This window comes from Ruegeria sp. HKCCA5929 (assembly GCF_013034525.1).
In the GTDB taxonomy this organism is placed as follows: Bacteria; Pseudomonadota; Alphaproteobacteria; order Rhodobacterales; family Rhodobacteraceae; genus Ruegeria.
In genome coordinates, this window is sequence record NZ_WQGE01000011.1 from 1 (window position 1) to 23,108 (window position 23,108).

The 23,108-nt window shown below is 53.8% G+C and carries 18 protein-coding genes and 1 tRNA gene; 11 read left to right on the forward strand and 8 right to left on the reverse strand.

The features are described 5' to 3' along the window. Positions 1-232: 232 nt before the first annotated feature. Both GOV90_RS19575 and GOV90_RS19580 read right to left on the reverse strand, forming a co-directional pair. Complete coding sequence (locus GOV90_RS19575) at positions 233-1,174, reverse strand: restriction endonuclease (RefSeq protein ID WP_171091236.1); 942 nt, start codon at positions 1,172-1,174, stop codon at positions 233-235. A 174-nt stretch (positions 1,175-1,348) separates the two neighbouring features. Further along, positions 1,349-2,074, reverse strand: coding sequence for a hypothetical protein (locus GOV90_RS19580; RefSeq protein ID WP_171091238.1), 726 nt, complete (start codon positions 2,072-2,074; stop codon positions 1,349-1,351). Between the two features lie 168 nt (positions 2,075-2,242). Between GOV90_RS19580 and GOV90_RS19585 the strand changes: the two genes are divergently transcribed. Beyond that, positions 2,243-2,635 carry a hypothetical protein gene (locus GOV90_RS19585; protein ID WP_171091240.1) on the forward strand — a complete coding sequence of 131 codons (393 nt, stop codon included), beginning with the start codon at positions 2,243-2,245 and terminating at the stop codon, positions 2,633-2,635. 146 nt (positions 2,636-2,781) lie between these two features. Then, positions 2,782-3,621: a hypothetical protein gene (locus tag GOV90_RS19590; RefSeq protein ID WP_254429049.1), complete on the forward strand. Its 840-nt coding sequence runs from the start codon at positions 2,782-2,784 to the stop codon at positions 3,619-3,621. On the opposite strand, the gene GOV90_RS19595 is transcribed toward GOV90_RS19590, so the two are convergent. Both GOV90_RS19595 and GOV90_RS19600 read right to left on the reverse strand, forming a co-directional pair. Next, positions 3,618-4,889, reverse strand: a complete 1,272-nt coding sequence (locus GOV90_RS19595; RefSeq protein WP_171091242.1) for a DNA cytosine methyltransferase — start codon at positions 4,887-4,889, stop codon at positions 3,618-3,620. The two genes, GOV90_RS19590 and GOV90_RS19595, sit on opposite strands and share 4 nt — an antisense overlap. Positions 4,890-4,950: 61 nt before the next feature. Then, positions 4,951-5,358 carry a very short patch repair endonuclease gene (locus tag GOV90_RS19600; RefSeq protein WP_171091244.1) on the reverse strand — a complete coding sequence of 136 codons (408 nt, stop codon included), beginning with the start codon at positions 5,356-5,358 and terminating at the stop codon, positions 4,951-4,953. 85 nt (positions 5,359-5,443) lie between these two features. On the opposite strand from GOV90_RS19600, the gene GOV90_RS21265 reads away from it, so the two are divergent. Both GOV90_RS21265 and GOV90_RS19610 read left to right on the forward strand, forming a co-directional pair. Next, positions 5,444-6,169 carry an HNH endonuclease gene (locus GOV90_RS21265; protein WP_171172883.1) on the forward strand — a complete coding sequence of 242 codons (726 nt, stop codon included), beginning with the start codon at positions 5,444-5,446 and terminating at the stop codon, positions 6,167-6,169. Between the two features lie 58 nt (positions 6,170-6,227). Beyond that, positions 6,228-8,015, forward strand: coding sequence for an ATP-dependent endonuclease (locus tag GOV90_RS19610; RefSeq protein WP_171091250.1), 1,788 nt, complete (start codon positions 6,228-6,230; stop codon positions 8,013-8,015). 516 nt (positions 8,016-8,531) lie between these two features. Here the strand turns inward: GOV90_RS19610 and GOV90_RS19615 are convergent. Next, positions 8,532-8,607, reverse strand: a tRNA-Thr gene (locus tag GOV90_RS19615). Between the two features lie 181 nt (positions 8,608-8,788). Here GOV90_RS19615 and GOV90_RS19620 point away from each other — a divergent pair. The 3 genes from GOV90_RS19620 (at position 8,789) to GOV90_RS19630 (ending at position 12,454) form a co-directional block, all read left to right on the forward strand. Beyond that, positions 8,789-9,658 (forward strand): hypothetical protein, encoded by an 870-nt coding sequence (locus GOV90_RS19620; protein WP_171091253.1) that lies wholly within the window; start codon positions 8,789-8,791, stop codon positions 9,656-9,658. Between the two features lie 174 nt (positions 9,659-9,832). Continuing rightward, entirely contained in the window at positions 9,833-10,939 is a 1,107-nt protein-coding gene (locus GOV90_RS19625) for a saccharopine dehydrogenase family protein (RefSeq protein ID WP_171091259.1), read from the forward strand. A gap of 18 nt (positions 10,940-10,957) precedes the next feature. Further along, complete coding sequence (locus tag GOV90_RS19630) at positions 10,958-12,454, forward strand: aldehyde dehydrogenase family protein (RefSeq protein WP_371808856.1); 1,497 nt, start codon at positions 10,958-10,960, stop codon at positions 12,452-12,454. Between the two features lie 96 nt (positions 12,455-12,550). Here GOV90_RS19630 and GOV90_RS19635 read toward each other — a convergent pair whose 3' ends face one another. Continuing rightward, positions 12,551-13,456, reverse strand: a complete 906-nt coding sequence (locus tag GOV90_RS19635; protein ID WP_171091264.1) for a LysR substrate-binding domain-containing protein — start codon at positions 13,454-13,456, stop codon at positions 12,551-12,553. A 98-nt stretch (positions 13,457-13,554) separates the two neighbouring features. Between GOV90_RS19635 and GOV90_RS19640 the strand changes: the two genes are divergently transcribed. From GOV90_RS19640 to GOV90_RS19655, 4 genes are read left to right on the forward strand one after another with little or no spacing between them, the layout of a single operon-like run. Next, entirely contained in the window at positions 13,555-14,730 is a 1,176-nt protein-coding gene (locus tag GOV90_RS19640) for a pyridoxal phosphate-dependent aminotransferase (protein WP_171091266.1), read from the forward strand. Further along, positions 14,727-15,929, forward strand: coding sequence for an acyl-CoA dehydrogenase (locus GOV90_RS19645; RefSeq protein WP_171091268.1), 1,203 nt, complete (start codon positions 14,727-14,729; stop codon positions 15,927-15,929). Before GOV90_RS19640 ends, GOV90_RS19645 begins: the two co-directional genes overlap by 4 nt. 11 nt (positions 15,930-15,940) lie before the next feature. After that, on the forward strand, positions 15,941-18,130 hold the full coding sequence (locus tag GOV90_RS19650) for a thiamine pyrophosphate-dependent enzyme (protein WP_171091270.1): 2,190 nt from the start codon (positions 15,941-15,943) through the stop codon (positions 18,128-18,130). Next, positions 18,127-19,164: an ACP S-malonyltransferase gene (locus tag GOV90_RS19655; RefSeq protein WP_171091272.1), complete on the forward strand. Its 1,038-nt coding sequence runs from the start codon at positions 18,127-18,129 to the stop codon at positions 19,162-19,164. The genes GOV90_RS19650 and GOV90_RS19655 overlap by 4 nt, the downstream gene beginning before the upstream one ends. Before the next feature lie 48 nt (positions 19,165-19,212). Here the strand turns inward: GOV90_RS19655 and GOV90_RS19660 are convergent, their stop codons facing one another. Beyond that, positions 19,213-19,956, reverse strand: coding sequence for a nucleoside 2-deoxyribosyltransferase (locus GOV90_RS19660; protein ID WP_171091274.1), 744 nt, complete (start codon positions 19,954-19,956; stop codon positions 19,213-19,215). A 24-nt stretch (positions 19,957-19,980) separates the two neighbouring features. After that, a complete protein-coding gene (locus GOV90_RS19665; RefSeq protein ID WP_171091276.1) occupies positions 19,981-23,070 on the reverse strand; it encodes an AAA family ATPase in 3,090 nt (1,029 codons plus the stop codon). Positions 23,071-23,108 lie beyond the last annotated feature (38 nt).

The following is a 23,108-nucleotide window of genomic DNA, read 5'->3' on the forward strand; positions in this document are numbered from 1 at the left end:
GCGCAGAGCCTGTCGCGTGCTGGGACAACATCGTTCCACACAGAGGCACATCCCGTAGCAAAGATCGGGAGGTTTAAATTTATACTTGAACAGTTTTTGAGGACCAAGATTGCTATGTCGCGTGTTCCCCTCAAGATCCACGGCTTGACTACTCAGGGCGTCGCGGTCTCGTTGCAGGGGAACACTACGGCTTTCCGTCGGTTAACAGCAGTTTCTTAAGCAAAATTTCAGACTAAAAACCCATGCCACCGAAGTGAGCAGGAATTTGAACCAACGCGCTCATGCGTTCCTTCTCTTTTGTTGAAAGATCCCGTGCTACGTGAGGAAATACAGTCAAAAGCAATTGCTTTAGCGATTCAAACGCCTCGTCAGAGTAGGCCACATCGGTTCGTTGATCATTAAGTACGGAAATTACCCACTTTAGAAACACCGTTGGAATCTTGATGTCAGAAATATCTTCCCAACTATCGATTAAGTCTTCCTTGTGCTTTTGCTTCCTCAGCACTTGGTCGCAATGTCCGCGGCATGTCCAACAAACGCTCTCAAAGAAATCTGGTTTTGAATAATCTCCATTTTTCATGGTTTGCCAAAGCGTAACAATTCCATCACTACCGTGATCCAAAAGATCTTTATTGCACACGTGGCAGTTTAAGCTGGCTTGGTCAGCGAACAATTGCGCTGGCTGTGGGTTGTTAGTCTTCCAAGACTCCAAAGACCTCGGGAAATATCGCTCAGCGATTTGCAGCCCTTTGCTTGAATGTAACAACTGAGACTCAATCCGCTCTCGGTCATACACCGTTTGCTCAAAATTCATCCCTTCTAAGACAGTGTTTAGACCTGTACTCGGCAACGTCGAGTAAAAACCAAGAAAAGCATCGCATTTTTTTGAAATCACCCGATCCATGATGTTGGTCTCATCGGTTGGGCTCACAGATTTCCCAGTTGATGCCTTATGCTTACAGCTGACTAGCCACTTAATAGTTGTTTCACCGCCGACACCAACTCGGGTTTCTTCGGCGATTATGTCCTTTCCTCCATCTGCCCCTCGATCCGGCGCAGAAATGATCCGAAATCCCATGAAAACAAGGAAATCACGTGCGAACAATTCGAATGTATCTTGCAATCCGCTGGCGATGTGGGCTTCGGGGATTTCTTTAAAGTCTAGGACTGGCATCGGTTCTTTCAGCTTTGTTGTTGTATGTTGGGGCCGCAAATTCGGCATGGTGCAGAATTCGCATTCAGCACAACTTAGACAGACCGTCCAGAAAAAAAATCTTCTTAAGATTGATACGCCAGCAACAGCTTATGCTAGAGCCTCGGCGTTGTATTCCCCGAAAAACACTGCCCACTAGCTTAGCAAACAATCATTTTCCAGTAGTCGCCCGACGGAGTCCGTTAACGTGCAATGCTGGCGTTCACAACCAGTATCGTAGATGCCAAGATGCTCGATCTTAGCGTCATATCCGCGTAGGTCTTTTCCTCTCTCTAACACAACCATAGGATTTGTATGCGTCAGCCTAATCAGAGTGTTCCGAAACATCATTAGGTGAATGTCTTTGCCATATCCGTCTACCGATGGATGCAAATCAGAAATCCGGCTACCGGTCATCTCGTATGCAGCTTTGGCTATCGTGGAAACTTTCGAAGCTCTACTCTGATTTAACAATGCAGCCAACGCAGATGGTTCGTAAGGATCTTTTCCATCGTGCATGCTTGAATAGTCAATCTTGATAAGCCTGTCGGGCATTTCCGGCTTCCACAGGTGGGCGCTAAACTTGGGTTTCTGCCCTCTCCCATCCATCACGTATACGAACGCATGTCCTATCTGAATGTTGGGATCGGCTGCACTCCATTTAAGGCAATTGTCTTGCATATCCGCCAACGCAACTTTGAAGTCATCAAATGAATAGTACTTGCGGCCATAGAGAGGTTTGGACAGAGGTGCCCCTACTTCATCCGAAGTGCCGTATAAGCGAAAAGCGCCGAAAATTCTGTTGAAGTCTAGTGCGTGGTTCAGGTCAAAACGCATCTGTTTTTCGTCAAAATTCAGCCCTTCCGGCACGGCGTTTTGCATGATCATTTCCTTTGCTTTTCTTGCGAACTTTGTAGCAAAAAATGACACTCAAGCCCATGAAAAATAAGATTGTTTTCGACAGCCATTAAGTGGGATGGCTGACTTTTGCGCAGTGCGATCAATGTGAAGCTGTCCTACAATGTCTTTAGGGAAAAGGAGGCTCTCGCAATGACGCCTGAACAAGAAGCCAGTGTTAACAACGCGCTCCTGCTTAGGGCGCAGGGCGGAGATGCCGATGCGGCGCGTATTCTGTTCAACGAAAAGTCCAAACGTATCCGTCCTGTTCGGTTCAGTGACTGCGATACACTGGAGCATCTGAAATCGGCGTTCGAAGAATACATGGCTCAAGCTGACATTACGAAAGCGGAGTCTGAGCACGCAACGAAGGCATTCGACCGACTTTTTAAGCTTATGGTTACTCGGGAAGAGGTGAAATTCGCACACGACAAGCAACGAGCTCAAGTTTCGGGTTTGATGCTTGTACCCGTAGTGTCGATAACGGATTGGGAAACAGAAGCCAGTCTCTCTCAAGCTGCACTCAAGCAACACGCCCGGCAGTGAAGTACCAAGAATTCTCGACCGAATAATGTAAGCAATCACTTCAATCAAAGTGGCTTACAATCGTATTTGATCAGAAAATGCTGCGGTGCACTTCCTTAGGTCGTTGAAACCAGATATCTCATTGATAGTTTGAGAAAAGGGTTTCAATGGCGTCTCACAAGACTGAAGTTGTCGAGCACTTGTTCCAAAAGTATTGGGACGAAGATAGTGGCAGGTTAACAAAATCGCTTATGAGTCTCGAAGATGTGGCTCAAGCAATTCGTGAGTGCAATAAATTGCTAGGGCGCAAATTGAGCGACCGAAATCCTGCGAACTTCATGAAAGATCTTATGCGGGGCGCAAATGCCTCGAAAAACTGGCCAGCGTCAGTCGCTGCACGGCGCTATACTGCAGTACAGCGTACCGGGTCTGGCGATGTGTTCGAGTTCATCCCCTACAGAGTTGGGCAGACCGAACCTTTCCCTGACGCATTTAAAGTTAGAGAAGATGCCGAGCGATACTTCATACAATCCATCAGCCTACCTTTGGTTACGAAATCACTCGGTCGAGCAGACGAAACTTGGCTCGTTCAAACCGCCATTAACTTACGAGTTGTAGAAACTCATTTTTCAGTGGCAGCGGCTTTCCCACTGCTCGAATTAGCGCATCTACAAATGGGGATCAAACTTCGCCAAACTGAAATCGACGCGCTCTTCCTTGGGAAGGCAGGCTCTTTCAAGGATAATTATCCCGTTTTGGTCACATGCGAGGCCAAGCACTACAATGACCCCATAATTCCGCAACAAATAATCAACCAGGTTCAAGCGGCATTTGGCGAAACCGACGTAGACACCGTCGTTCCAATAGGGTTGCGAGCAATAAAGGAAGTTGGTTTTTATCTAACTGAGTTTGCTGCGGTAAAGCGGGAAGATGCCGACGAACTCGACGAGCTTACGTTAGCGAGCGACGCAATCTACCAGCTCAAACCAGCCGTGCGAGGAATTTAGACTGTCGCTTCGATTTCTGATTGCTTCCGCTTTTTAGCGCCGCTTTTGCGGTCACGTTTGCTCTGCGGCTTGTCCACTCCCCAGTATGCCGCAGCCGAAGACAAAGTCATTGTCAGCAGTGCTTCGTCGCCAAGGTCCAATGCTTTAGATGGGCGTGATCGCCTGACGCCGAGGGCTTTGATCACTTGGTCAGCAACCGCATATGCAAGCGGCGGGGGAACAGCATTTCCAATCTGACGTGCTCCGTGCCATTTGGTGGCGTGGAAGCGAAACCAATCTGGAAAACCATGTAGTCGCGCCATTTCGCGCACCGTTATACAACGATTGAATTCGTAGTGGATTGGACGAGGACTGGTAAACGCACCGCGCGCGCCGTCAGTGCCCGCCCTGAGGGTGTTGCTCACACCATCGGACGGCAACTTAAAAAATCGGGAGATAGGCTCAACTGCACCTTCCGCCGTTTCCGAGAATCTGCGCCGAGATATTTCTGTGTGCTCGGTCCTGGCACTCGATGTAAGAGTGTCCGGATCCCAATTTCGAGGGCGCCCATACATCCAAGCGTCATTGCCTTTTCCCCTCAATCGTTCAGCATATTTACTTGGCTCGCCCCACTCCTTGAAAGGAACAGTGTCCGAGTTTCGCAACTCATTGAAGTCTTCCGCATTCGGAATATCACCAAGTGCATCCGCGCATGTAGGGCGTTTCGGAATAGTCTTTGGGTACAACGGCAAGTTGTTGCCCTGCTTGGCTCCCATCAAGATCAATCGCTGTCGATCTTGAGGTACTGCAAAGTCAGCTGCGTTCAATACGCGCCAATCCTTTTGAACTTCGTAGCCGAGCGCTTCAAATTCCTCGATTAGTTCAAACAAAAACTTGCGGTGCTTTCCGACCGTTAAGCCTTTCACGTTTTCGAAAACGAAATAGGTTGCGTCCAGTTCCTTAACGATGCGGACAAAGTCTTTCACAAGTGAGTTTCTTGGATCATCGAGAGCGCGTTGGCCGATCAACGAAAACCCTTGGCAAGGTGCTCCGCCAAAAACAACGTCTACCTTAGCATCGCCGATCTTTGCGGCTTTACGGATGTCCGCACCGTCAACTCCTGTGACAGACCTAGGGATAACTGCGCACTCAGGAAAATTGAACTTGTGAGTAGCTGCATGGATTGGGTCGACCTCGACTGCTGCTACGATATCGAACCCGGCTTGTTCGAAGCCGAGGCTCATTCCACCTGCACCTGAAAAGAGATCGACACCAATGGGTCGCGCCATGCCCTGCCTCCCGACGTTTTGGATCAACATATCGGTCCAGCCTTCGAAAGACCAGCGAAACCTAGCGCTTCAGGAAGCTCTCAACGCGGCAAATGGCGGCGTCAAAATCACGAAGTTCACATTGCCAGACAACTAAAGAATCCCAACCATTTTCACTCAGATCGGTTAACACCCTGTTATCACGTTCTTTGTTTGTTTCGATTTTGGGGCCCCAATACTCTGGTCTAGATTTGGGTAGTTTACCCCAGCGGCAGCCATGCCCGTGCCAAAAACAGCCATGTACAAAAATGACCTTTCTTCTGGATGGGAAGACAATGTCGGGTCGGCCGGGAAGATCGCGCCGGTGAAGTGAGTAACGATACCCTAGGCGATGCAGAGCTCGCCGAAGTATCAGCTCTGGCTTAGTATCAGTCTGGCCAACCTGTGACATTATGTAGGAGCGACGTTCGGGAGTGACGTGGTCAGGCATAGTGCATAACGGTAGCCGATAGTTGAAAGAGGTTCGAGTGCGATGATAACTTGCTGAGCTTACACGGATTATCTACCGTGCGATCATGACTAAAAGTGAAAGAAATCCCTCTTGGACTCGAGACGAACTACTTGTTGCGCTCGACTATTATCTAGACAATTCAGACGACTACTTCTCTCCTGCGAGCCAGGGAGTTATCGAGTTAACAGCAAAGATAGGCCAGGTTGCGAAGGCGTTGGGTTTGGCTGGTTCCGAAACGCTCCGAAATGCCAACGGTGTTTCTATGAAGTTAATGAACTTTAGGTCTCATGACCCGCATCATTCTACAAAAGGCCTAAGTCGAGGTAACAAGTTGAAAGAGGTTATTTGGGCCGAGTTTGCGAACCACCCAGATACGCTGAAGAGAGCAGTTTCTGGTATTCTAGAAATAACACAAGCTTCCACAGGTGCTGATGCTCCATTTTTTTGGACAGACGACATAGACGAAGCGAAAGAAGGTCGATTGCTCACACGAATGCACCGCGTCCGAGAACGAAATTCGACTTTAGTAAGAAAGAAGAAAGCATCTTTTTTTGAGCAAAACGGTCATCTTCGTTGCGAAGCCTGTAGTTTTGACTTTGAAAATACCTACGGTAAGCGCGGAGAAGGTTTCATCGAATGCCATCATACCAAGCCAGTTTCGGAGTTGTCTTCGGGCGAAACAACAAAACTAACTGACCTGGTGCTTCTCTGTTCAAATTGTCACCGAATGGTGCATGCTGCACGACCATGGTGGACGCTTGAACAACTAAAGCTTGCCCTCTCTAGTTGAACTGACCTGCAAGCCCTCGCCCATCAACACCAATCCCCATTGAGACCGGAGAAAATTCTTGCAACTAATTGATGAAGTCGAGATTTCGTATTTTAGAAGTTTCTACAAATTTAAGTTCCGTCACCTGAAAGATCTAAACGTCATTTTTGGAAAGAACGATTCCGGAAAATCTAACGTAGTGCGTGCACTAAACTTGTTCTTTTCCGGATCTCCGGAAAGAGCGCAACCTTTTGATTTTCAGATTGATTTTAATGATCGACGCTTCACCGAAGCCGGTGAGTCTGACGATGTGCGGAAGTTTCTATATGTAAAAATTACGTTTAACACACCAAGATCTTACCAACCGTCATTGGGTAAAAAGTTCTATGTAAAACGACAGTGGACTGTTTCTAGGGGGCAAGACTATCACGAGGAAATGTCAAGCAGCATTCCAGGCAACAGAAAGCACATTGCAACTCGCTTGATCAACAAAATCGCCTTTATCTACATTCCGGCGATCAAAGACTATAGTATCTTTGAAATGTTGCTGTCTGGAATACATGAGACAGTAGCCCAAGCGCCTGCTTTTGAAACTGCGGTTGGTGCCTTTACCACTGAAATACAGTCGCTTACAAACGCGATGTTTAACACTCTACCCGAAGAGGTTTCTGCCGGCACTAAGATCGGCGCGCCCACTCGTCTTGGGCAACTTTTCCAATCACTTGATTTCGAAACGAAAGTTTCTGGAGCCGCAAAACCTAAATCTCTGACACGCCAACGTGGGGATGGTATTAAAGCCCGCCATATTCCTGAGCTTCTGAACTTCATCTCCGAAAAAGACAAATACGATTTCCATATTTGGGGCTTCGAGGAACCGGAGAACTCGCTCGACTTTGTCGCGGCGCAATCAGAGGCACTTCGTTTGCTAGCTTTGGCGAAAAGCGAACGAGTGCAAGTCTTTACCACTACCCACAGTCCCTCCTTTTACCTTCTGGAGGATGACTCAGTATCAAAGTGCTATGTGAAGAAAGATCATGATGGTCTTTCGACGCCAATCCAGGGCAGAGAACTCGAAAACTTTGACGTGCAACAAGCTATCGGCGAAGGTTTTTACCTACCTGCGGTTGCCAAAGCTCTAGAAGAAGTCGCGTTAGTCCAAGCTAAAGCTTCTGAAGCGGAGAGCGAGGTTGAAGCGTTGAAGGCAGAGCTCGCTGATACTGCACGACCGGTCGTCCTCACGGAAGGTAGAACCGATGCCTCTATCTTGAACGTTGCGTGGGAAAAGCGGAGGGGCGGAGAACCTCCTTTTCACATAAGATCTTGCGAGACAGGTGGAGAAAACGCTGGGTCCGGAGATGGAGGTGCTGGAAAATTGGCAATACGGTTGAAAGGTGTTGCCGCTGATCACCCTCATGCAGTGATCGGGCTTTTTGACTACGATACAGAAGGCGATAGTGCTTATAAGCTGGACAGAAACTTCGTAGAATTTGAAGTGGGGGGACATACGGTAAAGCGAGGCATGCACGGTAAATCCTACGCAGCGCGTTTGCCAGCTCCTGATTTCCGCCAAGACTGCAAAGAACACTGCAACTTACCTATAGAATTTCTATTTCGAGACGAGGATTTGTCCAAGGAGATCGGGGGGCAGAAGCTGACGTTGAAGCGAAAAAAAGCTTCTACGATGGTGGGTAAAAAGAAATTCGAAGTAGAACTCGATGATTTGACGCACCTTAAAGACGTTGGGGCGGGCAAGACAGAATTCGCTGAGAACATTGTCCCCACATTTGAAGCCGACGCATTCGATGCTTTTGACGCAGTTTTTGAGATGATAGAGGCCATAGTCGAACACAATCAGGAAGCCGAATGATTGTAGTGCGCTTTCTGTAAATTTGAACATGCCTGTCTATGGTCGTGGTAGTGCTCGATAGACAGCATGAAATTGGGTTAGGCTTCGACGGACTTGAATTAGACAAGGCTTCCAAATGCCGTGACTGGCAACTAGTGCAGTAGATAGGAGAGAGCCTGCTTGGGCTCTCTCTTTTTCATGCAAAAGCAATGCATTGATATCATATTACAAAAATGTCGAGCTTTTTTCAGGCTATCGTTAATCGAAGGCCTCTCTACAATCGGGGTTGCGATTGTGCCTTTGATTTTCAACATATTTCCTTATCGAAACATATCAACACATTGAAAAAAATAGGAAAACACCATTACGAGCAATATGATCTCGCTAGCAGCAGTCGTACTGACCGTAACGCTTTGTCAAGGTGCATGGATGCGCTGGCCGTGAATCGAACAATGTCTGCTATATGTCTGCTTTAGCATGCGCCCAACGGATGGGTCGCTCAATCCCATTGTAAAGCATTGATTTTTAATGAAGAAGTGGTGCCCCCACACGGACTCGAACCGCGGACCTACTGATTACAAATCAGTTGCTCTACCAGCTGAGCTATAGGGGCACTGGCAGTCGATTACTTCCTCTGGCCGGGGACTGCAAGCCTCATTTTCAGCTTGAACTAAGGTATTGTCGGTTTTCCTGAGAAAGTGCAAAAACCACTCAGGCAGAAACCCCACATATGTCTGGTACAGCGAAGGACATGTGCGAGGTTGGGTATTGTATGTGAGGGTACGGAAGACGACATGCAGGTAATCATTCATGCCGGTGCAGCCTTTGCCGATGAAGGCCACATTTTGTCGTCGCTTGTTGCAAACAGACAGATGTTGGCAGAGATGAAGACTGCTCCGATGGGCCCGCGCATGTCCCGTCAATTCGTCAAGATCATGTCGGATGCACTGATCCATGGGACATCGATCGAAGAAACGCGGGACAGTCTGGCCCCTCTTTTTCCACAAGACGTCAACCTGGAGCGTGTAATTTTGTCGAGCGACAAGTTCTTTGGGCCCCGACGGACTGCGCTGCAACATGGTCAGATTTATCCTTTTGCGGGACGGCGGACAGCCTTTACCGAAACCCTCTTGGAAGGCGCGCAGCTTGAGCTGTTTATCGGCCTGGTGAACCCCGGACTTTTCATTCCCAAAACGCTGATGTCCATTCACGAAGACCACCGGCGAGATATTCTGGCCAGCACCGACCTCAGCTGCCTCAGTTGGCTCAGCATGATCGAAGACCTGCGCGAACTTGCGCCTCAGTTTAAACTGACCGTATGGGAAAACGAAAATCTACCTCTGATCTGGGGAGATATTATCCGGGCTATGACAGGGTTGCCGATTGAGACCCTCCTTCCCGATGAGTATTCCTTTTTGTCGTCGCTTTTGACCGATGCAGGGCAACGACAAGTGCAGGAGATCCTTGGGCGGCGCACACCCTTGGACTTGCAAGGCCAACGCGAAGAATTGGCGCAAGTCCTCGAGGATCAAGCGCGCCCCGAGCAGGTTGAGGAAGAGTTGGATTTGCCTGGGTGGAACACGGATATATTTGACGCGTTTACAGAGCTTTATGCGCAGGACATGGCAGCCATCCGCACCATGTCAGATATTCGCGTGTTGTAACCTTCGATCACCGTTTCAGGTAGCACCTCAGATGTCTGTCTCTGATCCGTCATAATTCCGATTTATCCGTCATAACGTCAAAATACCTGTACGTTTCGTCACATTTCACCCTGCCACCCGAACAGCCTGCGAACCATCGTTAAGTGAGGCATAAATTGGGAGGCAAAGACAGTAATGTCCTGGAATGTGTGTATCGTAGGCGCAGGCAAAATCGGGCAGATGATCGCGACTCTGCTGAAAGCTTCGCCAAATTACACCGTGTCTGTTGCGGATCACGACCTGAAATCACTGGCCGAAGTTGCAAAGCTTGGTGTTCCCACAAAGCAGGTCGACGCCAGCGACCCGCATAGTTTGGCCGCAGGTCTGAACGGTTTTGATGCCGTCATTTCGGCAGCACCCTTCTTTTTGACACCAAAGATTGCCGAGGCGGCTCAAAAGGCAGGCGCGCATTACTTTGATCTGACCGAGGACGTGGCCGCCACGAGCGCTGTGCGCGCCTTGGCCGAGGGCAGCCAGACCGCGTTCATGCCGCAATGCGGGCTGGCGCCGGGCTTTGTTGGAATCGCGGGGGCATCTCTGGCCGCTGAGTTTGATGAAATCGACAGCCTGCACATGCGCGTGGGCGCACTGCCGCTCTATCCGACCAACGCGTTGAAATACAACCTGACCTGGTCAACCGACGGGCTGATCAACGAGTATTGCAACCCCTGCGATGCCATCGTGAACGGCCAACGGGTCAAGACCGCGCCGCTGGAAGACTACGAGGTTCTGGGACATGACGGCGTGGAATACGAATGTTTCAATACTTCGGGCGGGCTGGGCACATTGCCCGAAACGCTGGAAGGTAAGGCGCGGTCGGTCTCGTATCGGTCGATCCGTTATCCCGGTCACTGCGATATTCTGAAACTGCTGTTGCATGACCTAGGACTGGAACGTCGCCGCGATCTGCTGAAAGAGATTTTCGAGTCCGCCCTGCCCCGCACCGATCAGGACGTTGTTCTGGTCTACTGCACCGCCAAGGGCATGATCGACGGCGCGCTGCGTGAGAAATCATTGATAAACAAAAGCTTTGCCCGTGACATCAGCGGCCAGACCTGGAGCGCCATTCAGGTCACGACAGCCGCAGGCGTTCTGGGTGTTGTCGACCTGATGCGCACGGGTGCGCTGCCTTCGAAAGGCTTTGTCCGGCAAGAGCAGGTGAAGCTGCCCGACTTCCTGAACACTGAATTTGGCGCGCTCTATCGCGCTGGTGATGCAACCCCTCAAAACAAAGCGGCTTGAGACATGAAAGACGTTGTAATGACAGCAGAAACCACACTTTCGAAACTGGACCTGACTGTGGCTGAATTGACCGGCGGCACCTTGCAGGTGACGTCTCCGATCGATGGTCGTGTATTGGCCGACGTACATGAGGCGCCCGCCGCTGAGATGAACTCGATCATCGCCCGGTCGCAGGCTGCGTTCAAAGCCTGGCGCGTGGTGCCCGCACCGCAGCGGGGCGAGTTGATCCGGCTGCTAGGTGAAGAACTGCGCGCAGCCAAAGACGATCTTGGAGCACTTGTGAGCTGGGAGGCCGGCAAGATCACGTCCGAAGGTCTGGGCGAAGTGCAAGAGATGATCGATATTTGCGACTTTGCCGTTGGTTTGTCGCGGCAGCTTTACGGTCTGACCATCGCGTCCGAGCGTCCGGGCCACCGGATGATGGAAACCTGGCACCCTGCCGGGCCGGTCGGTGTCATCTCGGCCTTCAACTTCCCGGTCGCAGTCTGGTCGTGGAACGCCGCGCTGGCGATTGTCTGTGGCGATCCGGTGATCTGGAAACCGTCCGAGAAGACACCGCTGACTGCAATGGCATGCCAGAAGATCTTTGAACGCGCTCTGGCTCGTTTTGGCGACGCCCCTGACGGTCTGTTGCAGACCGTGATCGGCGGCGCGGCTTTGGGCGAGGCTATGGTTTCAAGCGAAGATGTACCCGTGATCTCGGCAACCGGCTCGACTCGCATGGGTCGTGCGGTGGCGCCCATCGTGGCGGCGCGCTTTGGCAAGTGCATTCTGGAACTGGGTGGTAACAACGCGATGATCGTTGGCCCCTCGGCAGATCTGGAAATGGCCGTGCGCGCCATTGTGTTCTCGGCCGTTGGCACCGCAGGTCAGCGCTGCACAACCTTGCGCCGCCTGATCGTTCACAACTCGATCAAGGACGAATTGGTGGCCCGCCTCAAGAAAGCTTATTCTGGTTTGCCCATCGGCGACCCAATGGCTGAAGGCACTCTGGTCGGGCCTTTGGTGGATGAAGCCTCGGGCGCAGCCATGACAGCTGCGCTGAAGGCGGCAGAGGGTGAAGGTGGTAAGGTGTTCGGCGGCAACCGCGTGACCGAAGGTGTCCCCGGCGGCGTCTATATGGAACCCGCGATCGTCGAGATGCCCGGACAGTCCGATACTGTGAAGACCGAAACATTTGCGCCTATCCTTTATGTCTTGGGCTATGAGGATTTCAACGAGGCCATCGAGCTGCAAAACGATGTGCCACAGGGGCTGTCTTCTTGCGTGTTCACCCTGAACATGCGCGAGGCCGAGCAGTTCCTGACCGCAGCCGGATCCGATTGTGGCATCGCCAACGTCAATATCGGGCCATCAGGGGCCGAGATCGGCGGCGCGTTCGGCGGTGAAAAGGAAACGGGCGGCGGACGTGAAAGCGGCTCGGACGCGTGGAGAGCCTATATGCGTCGGCAAACAAACACAGTGAACTACTCTGCTGAATTGCCTCTGGCACAGGGTGTGAAGTTCGACATCTAAGACCTGTGCAACTCACAAAACAGCAGCCTTAGAAATCAACACAAGGTGGCCGCATCAGGAGGGCAAACCCGGTGCGGCCTTTTTTGATCCTCATAGCTACCCGGCTGATCGCCGTTGCTTCGACTGTTTGATCAACCAGTTCGAAAAGAGCTGAACCGCTTCATTTTTCTGCCCTGTTGGAAAAGCGACGTAATACGCGCTGCCCGACATGTTCGCGATCTGACCAATCTCGACAAGCGTTCCCGAGGCCAACTCGGCCTCGATCAGATAAGACGGCAGGATCGCAGCCCCCAACCCGGCCACGGCCCCCTCGATCAGCATCGAAAACTGATCAAAACGCATACCCGGGAACACAGCACGCGCATCCAACCCCAGACTGGCGTGGTAGTCTGACCACTGCTGGGACCGAGACGTGAGATGCAACAGCGGAAGATCGAACACATCTTGTTTTTCCTCCAGCCCAGCGCTGCCCACCAGTGCAGGCGCAGCCGTGACCACCAGATGTTCCGGGAACAGCTTGCGTAGCGTGGCACCCGGCCAGTCTTCGTGACCAAAGTGAATGGCAACGTCCACGCGTCTTTCTTCCAAGCTAAATGGCGTCGTATAGGAATGAAGGTCCAGTACTATCTCGGGATGTGACGCTTTGAAATCGGCCAGGCGCGGCACCAGCCATCGCGACGCAAAGGTAGGCAGTACAGCCATGGTCAACAGCGTTGCACCATCCCCAGCAGCAATGGCGCGGTTGATCGTGCCGCTAAGGCGTTCAAGATCACCTGCCAGTTCCTCGCGCAACGCGCGTCCTGCCTTGGAAAGGCGCACCGCGCGCCCGACACGTCGAAACAACGTGACACCAATCGCCGCCTCCAACTCGCGCACCTGACGACTGACCGCGCCCTGCGTAACGCCCAGTTCCTCTGCCGCCATGGTATAGCTTTCATGGCGCGCGGCGGCTTCAAAACTGCGCATCAGGGCAAGAGACGGAAGAGCGTTAATCCTGGGCATGACATCCATGAGCGTTAGTCACAGAAAAGATACCTATTGAGGTGTTTTTCTCAAGTAATTTAGGCATTAGTTTCATGCTGAATTTCAAAGGAAATGCCATGTTGTTCCAACGTGCAGAGCGGCTAAACGGGATCGAGGTTTCCGAGATCGTACAGATTTCAGAGGCCGCTGCCCGTCTACGTGCAGAAGGTCGTGATATCGTTGCCCTGTCAACGGGCGAGCCGGATTTGCCCACGCCGCCCCATGTGGTCGAGGCGGCCCACGCCGCCGCGCAAGACGGTAAGACTAAATACCCACCAACAGCCGGCATCCCCGATCTGCGCAGCGAGATCGCCCGGCAGGCAAGGGTCGAGATGGCACAGGTCATCGTGTCAACAGGTGCAAAACAGGTGATTGCTAACGCCATGCTGGCCAGCCTCAACCCCGGCGACGAGGTGATCATGCCCGCGCCCTATTGGACCAGCTATTCCGATATTGTTCGCATGGCGGGCGGAACGCCGATTGTCCTGCCCTGCCCGATGCAACAGGGTTTCAAGCTGCTGCCCGAACAGCTTGAGGCCGCTATCACACCGCGTACCCGCTGGCTGATGCTCAACACACCGTCGAACCCGTCCGGGGCCATCTATTCGCAAGATGAAATCGCCGCGCTGTCCGCCGTTTTGGCACGGCACCCGCAGATTTGGGTTCTGGCGGATGAAATCTATCAGCACCTCAGCTTTGTTCCGTTCACCTCGGTAGCCGAAGCCGCACCAGAACTTGCCGAACGTATGTTGGTCGTCAATGGCGTGGCCAAGGCTTGGTCCATGACCGGTTGGCGCATCGGCTGGGGGATTGGCCCCGCCGATCTGATCAAGGCGATGGTGGCGGTGCAAGGTCAGGTGACCTCGGGCGCGTGTTCGATTTCGCAATGGGCCTCTTTGGCGGCCATCACCTGTGACCCAAGCTTACTGGAAGAACGCCGTGACCTGTTCGCCCAACGCCGCGATCTTGTGGTTGCCGGGCTGAACGCGGTTCCTGGATTGCGTTGTGACGCGCCTGATGGGGCCTTTTATGCCTTCCCCTCATGCGCGGAATTGTTTGCAGATAACGGCGGTCCCTTCAAAAATGATGCGGACTTTTGCGCCTGGGTCCTGGAAGATGCCGGTGTCGCCCTTGTCCCCGGTCGTGCTTTTGGCTTGCCCGGACACTTCCGCCTAAGCTTCGCTTACGCCCAAAATACAATTGTAGCTGGTCTTGAACGTCTTAAATCAGCTGTAGAAAGGAAACTCTCATGAAACCACAATCCCGCCCGCAGCTTGGCCCCTTCACCTGGGAAGACCCCTTCTTGCTGGAAGATCAATTGGCCGAAGACGAGCGCATGGTGCGCGACGCCGCGCGTGCTTATGCGCAGGATAAACTGTTGCCGCGCGTCACCGATGCCTTTGCCAACGAAGAAACCGACCCCGGTATATTCCGCGAAATGGGTGAGATGGGGCTGCTGGGCACCACCATCCCCGAAGAATTCGGCGGCATCGGGTCCAGCTACGTGACCTATGGCCTTGTGGCGCGTGAAGTTGAGCGTGTCGACAGCGGATATCGCTCGATGATGTCTGTGCAGTCCAGCCTTGTGATGTACCCGATCTATGCCTACGGCACCGACGAACAACGCCAGAAATACCTGCCGAAACTGGCCAGCGGCGAGTTCATTGGGTGTTTTGGCCTGACCGAACCCGACGCAGGTTCGGACCCTGGCGGGATGAAGACCGTCGCGAAAAAGACCGAAGGCGGGTATGTGCTGAATGGCTCGAAAATGTGGATCTCGAACGCGCCAATCGCGGATGTGTTTGTAGTCTGGGCCAAGTCCGAGGCACATGATGGCAAGATCAAAGGCTTTGTTCTGGACAAGGGCATGGCGGGACTGTCTGCGCCCAAGATCGAAGGCAAACTGTCACTGCGCGCCTCGATCACCGGTGAGATCGTGATGAACAATGTCGAAGTCTCAGAAGATGCGTTGTTGCCTGATGTCGAGGGGCTCAAAGGGCCGTTCGGTTGTTTGAACCGCGCGCGGTATGGCATTGCCTGGGGCACCATGGGCGCAGCCGAAGCTTGCTGGTACGCCGCACATCAATACGGGATGGATCGCAAGCAATTCGGGCGGCCTTTGGCGCAGACCCAGCTGTTCCAGTTGAAACTTGCCAACATGCAAACCGAAATTGCGCTTGGCCTGCAGGCCGCTCTTCGCGTGGGTCGCCTGATGGACGAAGCCCGCGCCGCGCCTGAGATGATCAGCCTGATCAAGCGCAACAATTGCGGCAAGGCGCTCGAGATCGCGCGCCACGCCCGTGACATGCATGGCGGCAACGGTATCAGTCAGGATTTTCACGTCATCCGGCACATGGTCAATCTGGAAACGGTGAACACCTATGAAGGCACCCACGACGTACACGCGTTGATTTTAGGGCGCGCGCAAACGGGCTTGCAAGCCTTCGCCTAAGGACAGTCAACATGGATCGCGCAGCCATTGTGCACGAAAACTTCCTGCGTCGCGTGGCGGCGCGGGATTTCCCCACAGGTGACGCCCCTGCTGGCCCTTTGACCCAGACCGAGGCCGTTGGGCTGTATCGCGCACAATGCCTCAGCCGAGCGCTGGATCGGCAAAGCCGCGCGATGCAGAAAGCCGGTCAGGGGTTTTACACGATCGGCTCTTCCGGGCACGAAGGCATGGCAGCTGTTGCTGCTGCGCTGCGCCCGACCGATCCAGCCTTTCTGCATTATCGCGATGCTGCCTTTCAAATCGCCCGCTCTGATCAGATTCCAGGGCAAAGCCCAACCTGGGATATTCTGCTGTCCTTCGCCTCATCCTCTGAAGATCCGATCAGCGGCGGGCGGCACAAGGTATTGGGGTCCAAAGCGCTGAGTATCCCTCCGCAGACCTCAACCATTGCCAGCCATTTACCCAAGGCCGTTGGCGCGGCTTATGCCATTGGCGCGGCCCGCCGCCATCGCCCCGAACATGCTGACATGCCGGATGATGCGATTGTCTATTGTTCCTTTGGCGATGCTTCGGCCAACCATTCAACCGCGCAAGGGGCGTTCAACACTTCACAATGGACGTCGTTCCAGTCGGTGCCGCTGCCATTGCTGTTTTGCTGTGAAGACAACGGCATTGGCATTTCGACCAAGACACCTCAGGGCTGGATCGCAGCCACCTTCCGGAACCGGCCGGGCCTGAAATACTTCAGTTGCAACGGGCTTGATCTGTTCGACACATTCCGCGTCGCGCAAGAGGCGGCCGACTACGTGCGCCGCCGTCGCAAACCCGCCTTCCTTCATGTGCGCACTGTCCGTCTTTACGGTCATGCCGGGGCAGATATGCCGACCACCTATCTGCTGAAGTCGGAAGTTGAGGCAGAGGAGGCCAACGATCCCCTGCTGCATTCTGCCCGCCTGCTGGAACAATCCGGGGCGATGCAGCCCGAGGACGCCTTGGGCGTCTATATCGACACCTGCGCACGAGTCGCTCGTGTCGCAGACAAAGCCGTCACTCGCCCGCGACTGAAAACAGCAAGTGACGTGATGGCCAGTTTGATCCCGCCCACGCGTCCCTGCGCGCAGACCAATGGCCCAAGCCCAGAGCAAAGAGCCGAAGTTTTCGGCAGCGATCTAAAGGCGCAATCCGAGCCTCAGATCATGTCACGCCTGATCAATTGGACACTGACCGATCTGATGCTGGAGTACGGCGAGATCGTGATGATGGGCGAAGATGTCGGACGCAAGGGCGGCGTATATGGTGTGACGCAAAAATTGCAGGCCCGCTTCGGCCCCGACCGGATGATCGACACTTTGCTGGACGAACAATCGATCCTAGGTCTTGCCATCGGTATGGCGCAAAACGGATTTGTTCCGATGCCGGAAATCCAGTTCCTGGCCTATCTGCACAATGCCGAAGACCAGCTGCGTGGCGAGGCGGCCACCCTGCCCTTCTTCTCGAACGGGCAATACACCAACCCGATGGTCGTGCGTATTGCCGGGCTGGGATACCAGAAAGGCTTTGGCGGGCATTTCCATAACGATAACTCGGTCGCAGTACTGCGCGACATTCCGGGCCTGATTCTGGCCTGCCCATCGAACGGCGCGGATGCCGCGCGGATGCTGCGCGAATGTGTCCGGCTCGCCCGTGAAGAACAGCGGCTTGTCGTGTTCCTGGAGCCCATCGCGCTCTATCCGATGCGCGATCTGCATGAAGCGGGCGATGGTGGGTGGATGCAAACCTATCCCGACCCGTCCGAAAGCATCGAGTTAGGGGAGGTCGGCGTAGAAGGTGGCGGAGACGATCTTGCCATAGTGACTTTTGGCAATGGCGTCTATCTCAGCCACCAAGCGCAAAAGGCGTTGCAGGCGGATGGCATCAAAACCCGGATCGTTGACTTGCGTTGGCTGTCACCCTTGCCAAAGGATGCGCTAACCCAAGCAGTTGCCGGAGCCAAACGTATCTTGATCGTTGACGAAACCCGCCATCATGGCGGTGTGGCCGAGGCCCTGATGGCGCACTTTCATGAAACCGCAAATGTACCACTGGCCCGCATCACGGCCGAAGACAGCTTCATCGCAACTGGCCCGGCCTATGCCGCCACAATGCCGTCCAAAGACAGCATCGAGGCCGCGGCGCGGCGCCTGATGGAGACTGAGGTATGAGCAAAGGGAAACAGACCGCCGTTGTCGTCTGCCCCGGTCGGGGTACGTATAACAAACCCGAACTGGGTGTGCTGGGGCGGCAATTTTCGGACAAGGCACTGTTGGCGCGGTTCGACCAGATGCGTAGCGCGCAGGGACAGGAATCTCTTACTGCGTTGGACGGTGCGGAACGGTATTTGGTTGCTAAACACACACGCGGCGACAATGCATCAGCCTTGATCTATGCCGCTACACTGGGCGATTTCCGCACCATCAACCCTGAAAAGATCGACGTGGTGGCGGTGACAGGAAACTCGATGGGTTGGTATTCGGCCCTGGCCTGCGCGGGTGCGCTGAGCGCCGAAGGTGGGTTCGAGGTCGTCAACACCATGGGCACGCTGATGCAGGACAACATGATCGGCGGGCAACTGGTTTATCCATTCCTGAACGCGGATTGGCACCCGGATCCAGCCCGCAAGGCCAAGCTTTTGGCTCTGGTCGATCAAATCAACGGAACGGGCGCGACGCTGACTCTGTCAATTGACCTGGGTGGAATGCTTGTGCTGGCCGGGGATGAGGCCGGGCTGGCCGCGTTCGAAAAAGCCGTACCCGTGGTACAGGACCGCTTCCCCCTGCGCCTTGCCAATCACGCGGGCTTTCATTCACACCTTCAAGCCCCCGTGGCCGCACAGGGTCGCGCGCAGTTGGGCGCAGACCTTTTCCAACAGCCCAGTCTGCCAATGATCGACGGTCGAGGCCAGATTTGGTGGCCTGGGGCTTGCGACACAAACGCTTTGTGGGAGTATACGCTGGGTCATCAGATCACGGAGACCTACAACTTCACCCACGCAATAGCGCAGGCCGCACGTGAGTTCGCGCCTGACCTGTTTATTGTCACTGGTCCGGGCACCACGCTGGGCGGTGCCGTGGCACAATCCCTGATCCTCAGCAACTGGGACGGGCTGAGCGCTAAGGCATCTTTCCAGAACAGGCAGCGCGAAGAACCACTGCTGGTTTCAATGGGTATGGATGATCAAAGGGCGCTGGTCACTTAACCTGACGCCCGATCTCAAACGGGGCCAATAGCCCAGAGATATCGCTGGCTAGAGGTTGACAAGTTTGTGCTGTCCGTCAGCGCCCAGAAAACTTGTTTGACCGGACCCGAAAGCCGCTTGAAAAGCCTTGTCCGTCTTGGCCCATTCCAAAAGTGCTTTGGCTTCTTTCAACGCATCCGGCCCGGTTGGAGCAGCGGCAATCGCCGCAAGGATTTGCCGAAGTTTCGAGTTCTTGTCTGCGACGCTTGAACCAACCTCAAGTACAAGGCCAACGACCGGTGGCGGGGTATACACATAGTCCGCATCGGATTGCGCCGCGATACGGGCCTGCAGGGCCGGAACGATGTCGACTGTGTCATGGACATAGGTCCAACTGGTAGACAGCCCCTCGATCATGGGGTTGTCGGTCCCGGCCAGCATTGTGATCGGTGTGGTTTTGTAAATTACGATTGGTTTTCCAGCCGCATAGGCAATGGAAGATTCAACAAGACTGCCACCGTCAGGCACACGCCCATCCATGTTGAAGACCAGACATGTGCACCGACCGATTAACTGATAAATATCCAGCGAATAAGTGACTTTGCGCACGATCGAGAGCGCAATTTGCCCTTCCTGCGAAGAAATCTGGGGATCAAGAAGCAGCGCCATTAACTTGCCCACTTCAAGCCCGTCACGCTGCGGCAAATAGGTTGTGAACCCCCCGGCCTCTAGCACGGCGGCAATGTTCTGCTGCTCCCAAAGATCCCCGACGCTGAACATCGGCCCCGAGCAATACACGATCTGTTCTGACATTTGAAAAAGCTCCACAAATTGACTTCAGGAATTCACAGAAGCGAGGACACGGGATGCCTTTTGCGCATCCACAGTGTCAGTCCCAGGCTCAAGTGCTTTTAGGACAATCGCCAACTGATTTCGGGTGGTCCGATCCTCGGACCCAAGCACATCGTCCAATGTCAACAACGCGCGCAATTCCAACGAGCGGGCGTGGTTACCGCGTGCCAAGTCCACGGCTTCGGACACGCTTTCAACCGCCGCTGTGCGGTCGCCCATTGTTGCCTGAACCACTCCCAACAATCGTTTTAGTTCAGCGTCCCAGAAATGCTGACCCAACATCGCCGACATCTGGCTGCCCGTTTGCAACACGCCCAACGCGATCTCGGGGTTGCCTTGATCTGCCTGCGCGCTGGCCATAATGGAAAAACCCAAGCCCACAGCAGATTGGCTGCCGCTGCCGGATAGAATACCAAGCCCCGCTTCTATGTCTTGCAGACGTTTTGCAGGCTGATCGACTTTTTGACCCGCGCGCAGCAGTAGGCACAACCCTTGCCAAAACGGTATCCCAAGGTTGGCGCAAAACATCACTGTTTCGTCAGCAACCTCGTATGCGAGTTCTTCATCCCCGCGGTAGTGGTGAATAAGTGCCAGATAAGACCGAGCTGCAGCAAGGCTCAGGGCGGATTCAAGCCCCTCGGCAAGAGCGACACCCTGGCGGGCCCGTCTCAGTCCGGTTTGCGCGTCCCCTAACCACCAATGCGACGCCGCTGCAGCCCCATAGGCCACAACGCCCTGATCGGTTCCGACGCCATAAGTTACGTTTGCAAAGTCATCAGGCTGATACAGTGAAACCGCTGTTTCGGCATGATCTAGCGCATCTTGCACATCGCCAATTTGAAACCTTGCATTCGCAAGCGATGAATGCGCCCGAAGCATACCAATGCGATGGTTGGCAGGTTCTGACCACGACAATATCTGAAGTGCAAAGTCGCAGGCCTTTGCGCAATCGCCTTTGCCAATCCAATATGCGGCCAGACCATTGAGCGCCGATGACCGTTCATCGTAATCCTTCAGCGTTTCCGCAATGCTCAGGGCGCGTTCCCAAACCGGTACAATTTCATCAGATCCAAATCCGCGCACACCCATCAATGCGTTGCCCAACAGTATCTGCAACGACAGTTCTGAATTGTGGCGTTCGGGCGTTTCCGAAGCACCCTCCAACGCTTCAAGCGCACGTCTGTACAGTGTCGCGGCATCCTCTACCGCAGCCTGCTTTGCAGCACTCCGCCCTGCTTTTTTGAACCATTCAGCGGCTGGCGTGAATTGTTCGGACGCCAGAAGGTGATAGGCGACGACAGACGGGTTCATGTCACCCTGTCCGCTGAATTGCGTCATCAACTGATCCGCCGTCGCAGCGTGAAGGGTTTTGCGTCTTTGCCGCAACAACGTGCCATAAGCCCCGTCGCGTGTCAGAGCATGGCGGAAGAAATAGCTGCCCGGTTGACCCGCATGACGCCGGATCAGATCAGCATCCAGCAAAACATCAATTGATGCATCCAAACCTTCCGCATCAAGTTCAGACACCGCCGCAAGCAGCGTCTGATCAAAAGCCTGCCCCAAAACCGCAGCGACCTGAGCAGTGCCTTTGGCGCTCTTGGGCAAGCGATCAAGCTGTTGCATGACAAGGCCGTCGAGCGACGTAGGAATGAGAGATTGGTGCCCGACCTCGTCACGCAGCGCTTGCCGCGTCAGTTCTTCCAAAAACAGCGGCACACCCTGCGCCCGCTCAATCAATTGCTGAACGTCTTCGGTGTTCAGACGCTGCGCGGTGTCAATCGCGCGAATAAGCTGGTGCGCCTCTGAATTTGCAAGTGTCGACAGCTCAATCACACGACCAATCAACTTTTTGTCGATACCGTGTTTGGCGTTCCGCGACGTGACAAGGCACAACAGCTTTGCCGGCGTTTCCCTCTGCAACATCAGATTTAGCAAGTCGATCGTTGTTGCATCGCTCCAATGCAGATCCTCGCATACCAAAACAACAGGGCGTTGATTGGACAGAAATTCGATCCAGAGAACCAATGTTTCCAGCGTCAGTTTGCGCAGGCTTTCAGGGCTTTCACTGGCCAAAACCGATAACTCTGGCACCCGGAGTCCCAAAAAATTGGCGATGACGGGAAACGCATTTTCCGGCCTTTCATCCCAAGCTGCCAACCCCTCGTTCAACCGAAACGCAGCGTCTTCGGTATTCTGTGGGTCGGCTATTCCAAGGCTTTTCAACCCCAACTCGATGAACGGATGCAAAGCCGCGCCGGTTTGCAAAACATCACATCTCGCCTCTAGCCAGGTATGCGGCGTTTCGGACAGACCAGCCTGAAACCTGTCGATCAACGTGCTCTTGCCCACGCCGGGGTCAGCCACAAGGCTTACACTGGACCGCCTGCCGCTAAGCACAGCCTCGAATTCTGAGGTTAGCGCGGATAGCTCTTCCTCTCGTCCCACCAGCGTGCTGAGGGGCCGCGCCACTGATCGCTTCGCTGGCGTGGATTGGCGCAATTGATGAAGAACAACTTCATTCACAAGCCCCTTTAACCGGGCCGGGGGTTGCGGTCGGGACGCGAATTTTCCTTTCAGAAGATGCAGTGCAGATTCGCTTGTAAAGATCGTTCCGGGCGATGCGGCTGATTGGATGCGGGCAGCAACATTCACCGTTTCGCCCAATAGGATATCGCCCAAACCATCGCTGCTTTGCCCCACGATCACTGGCCCGGCGTGGATACCCACGCGCGCTTGTAGTGGCGATTTAAGCCGGGGCTGTCCAACTTGACCCAATCCTTGCAGCATCTCAAAAGCCGCGCGCACGGCCCGTTCGGCATCGTTTTCCTGCGCCTGTGGATATCCAAAATAGACAAGAAGACCATCGCCCAGATAATGGGCAATTTTTCCACCAAATTTCTCGAATGTCCGGCTTCCGAACTTTTGAAACGCCAGCATCAAGTCAGCGAAATCTTCGGAATCCATCCTGGTGCTTAACTCGGTTGAGCCCACAACATCGACAAACGCAAGAACAAGCCGCCGACGCTCACCGCTAAGCCCAGAGTCGTTTTGAGTGCCAGCGGAGGTCTTCGCCATAAAGTCACCTGCGCGCAAAAATGAAAAAACATTCTGGT

Excerpts from the sequence above, each read along its gene's own strand:
- GOV90_RS19575 (WP_171091236.1), bottom strand. The coding sequence starts at position 1,174 with ATGCCAGTCCTAGACTTTAAAGAAATCCCCGAAGCCCACATCGCCAGC.
- GOV90_RS19580 (WP_171091238.1), bottom strand. The coding sequence starts at position 2,074 with ATGCAAAACGCCGTGCCGGAAGGGCTGAATTTTGACGAAAAACAGATG.
- GOV90_RS19585 (WP_171091240.1), top strand. The coding sequence starts at position 2,243 with ATGACGCCTGAACAAGAAGCCAGTGTTAACAACGCGCTCCTGCTTAGG.
- GOV90_RS19590 (WP_254429049.1), top strand. The coding sequence starts at position 2,782 with ATGGCGTCTCACAAGACTGAAGTTGTCGAGCACTTGTTCCAAAAGTAT.
- GOV90_RS19595 (WP_171091242.1), bottom strand. The coding sequence starts at position 4,889 with ATGGCGCGACCCATTGGTGTCGATCTCTTTTCAGGTGCAGGTGGAATG.
- GOV90_RS19600 (WP_171091244.1), bottom strand. The coding sequence starts at position 5,358 with ATGCCTGACCACGTCACTCCCGAACGTCGCTCCTACATAATGTCACAG.
- GOV90_RS21265 (WP_171172883.1), top strand. The coding sequence starts at position 5,444 with ATGACTAAAAGTGAAAGAAATCCCTCTTGGACTCGAGACGAACTACTT.
- GOV90_RS19620 (WP_171091253.1), top strand. The coding sequence starts at position 8,789 with ATGCAGGTAATCATTCATGCCGGTGCAGCCTTTGCCGATGAAGGCCAC.
- GOV90_RS19625 (WP_171091259.1), top strand. The coding sequence starts at position 9,833 with ATGTCCTGGAATGTGTGTATCGTAGGCGCAGGCAAAATCGGGCAGATG.
- GOV90_RS19630 (WP_371808856.1), top strand. The coding sequence starts at position 10,958 with ATGACAGCAGAAACCACACTTTCGAAACTGGACCTGACTGTGGCTGAA.
- GOV90_RS19635 (WP_171091264.1), bottom strand. The coding sequence starts at position 13,456 with ATGCCCAGGATTAACGCTCTTCCGTCTCTTGCCCTGATGCGCAGTTTT.
- GOV90_RS19640 (WP_171091266.1), top strand. The coding sequence starts at position 13,555 with ATGTTGTTCCAACGTGCAGAGCGGCTAAACGGGATCGAGGTTTCCGAG.
- GOV90_RS19645 (WP_171091268.1), top strand. The coding sequence starts at position 14,727 with ATGAAACCACAATCCCGCCCGCAGCTTGGCCCCTTCACCTGGGAAGAC.
- GOV90_RS19650 (WP_171091270.1), top strand. The coding sequence starts at position 15,941 with ATGGATCGCGCAGCCATTGTGCACGAAAACTTCCTGCGTCGCGTGGCG.
- GOV90_RS19655 (WP_171091272.1), top strand. The coding sequence starts at position 18,127 with ATGAGCAAAGGGAAACAGACCGCCGTTGTCGTCTGCCCCGGTCGGGGT.
- GOV90_RS19660 (WP_171091274.1), bottom strand. The coding sequence starts at position 19,956 with ATGTCAGAACAGATCGTGTATTGCTCGGGGCCGATGTTCAGCGTCGGG.
- GOV90_RS19665 (WP_171091276.1), bottom strand. The coding sequence starts at position 23,070 with ATGGCGAAGACCTCCGCTGGCACTCAAAACGACTCTGGGCTTAGCGGT.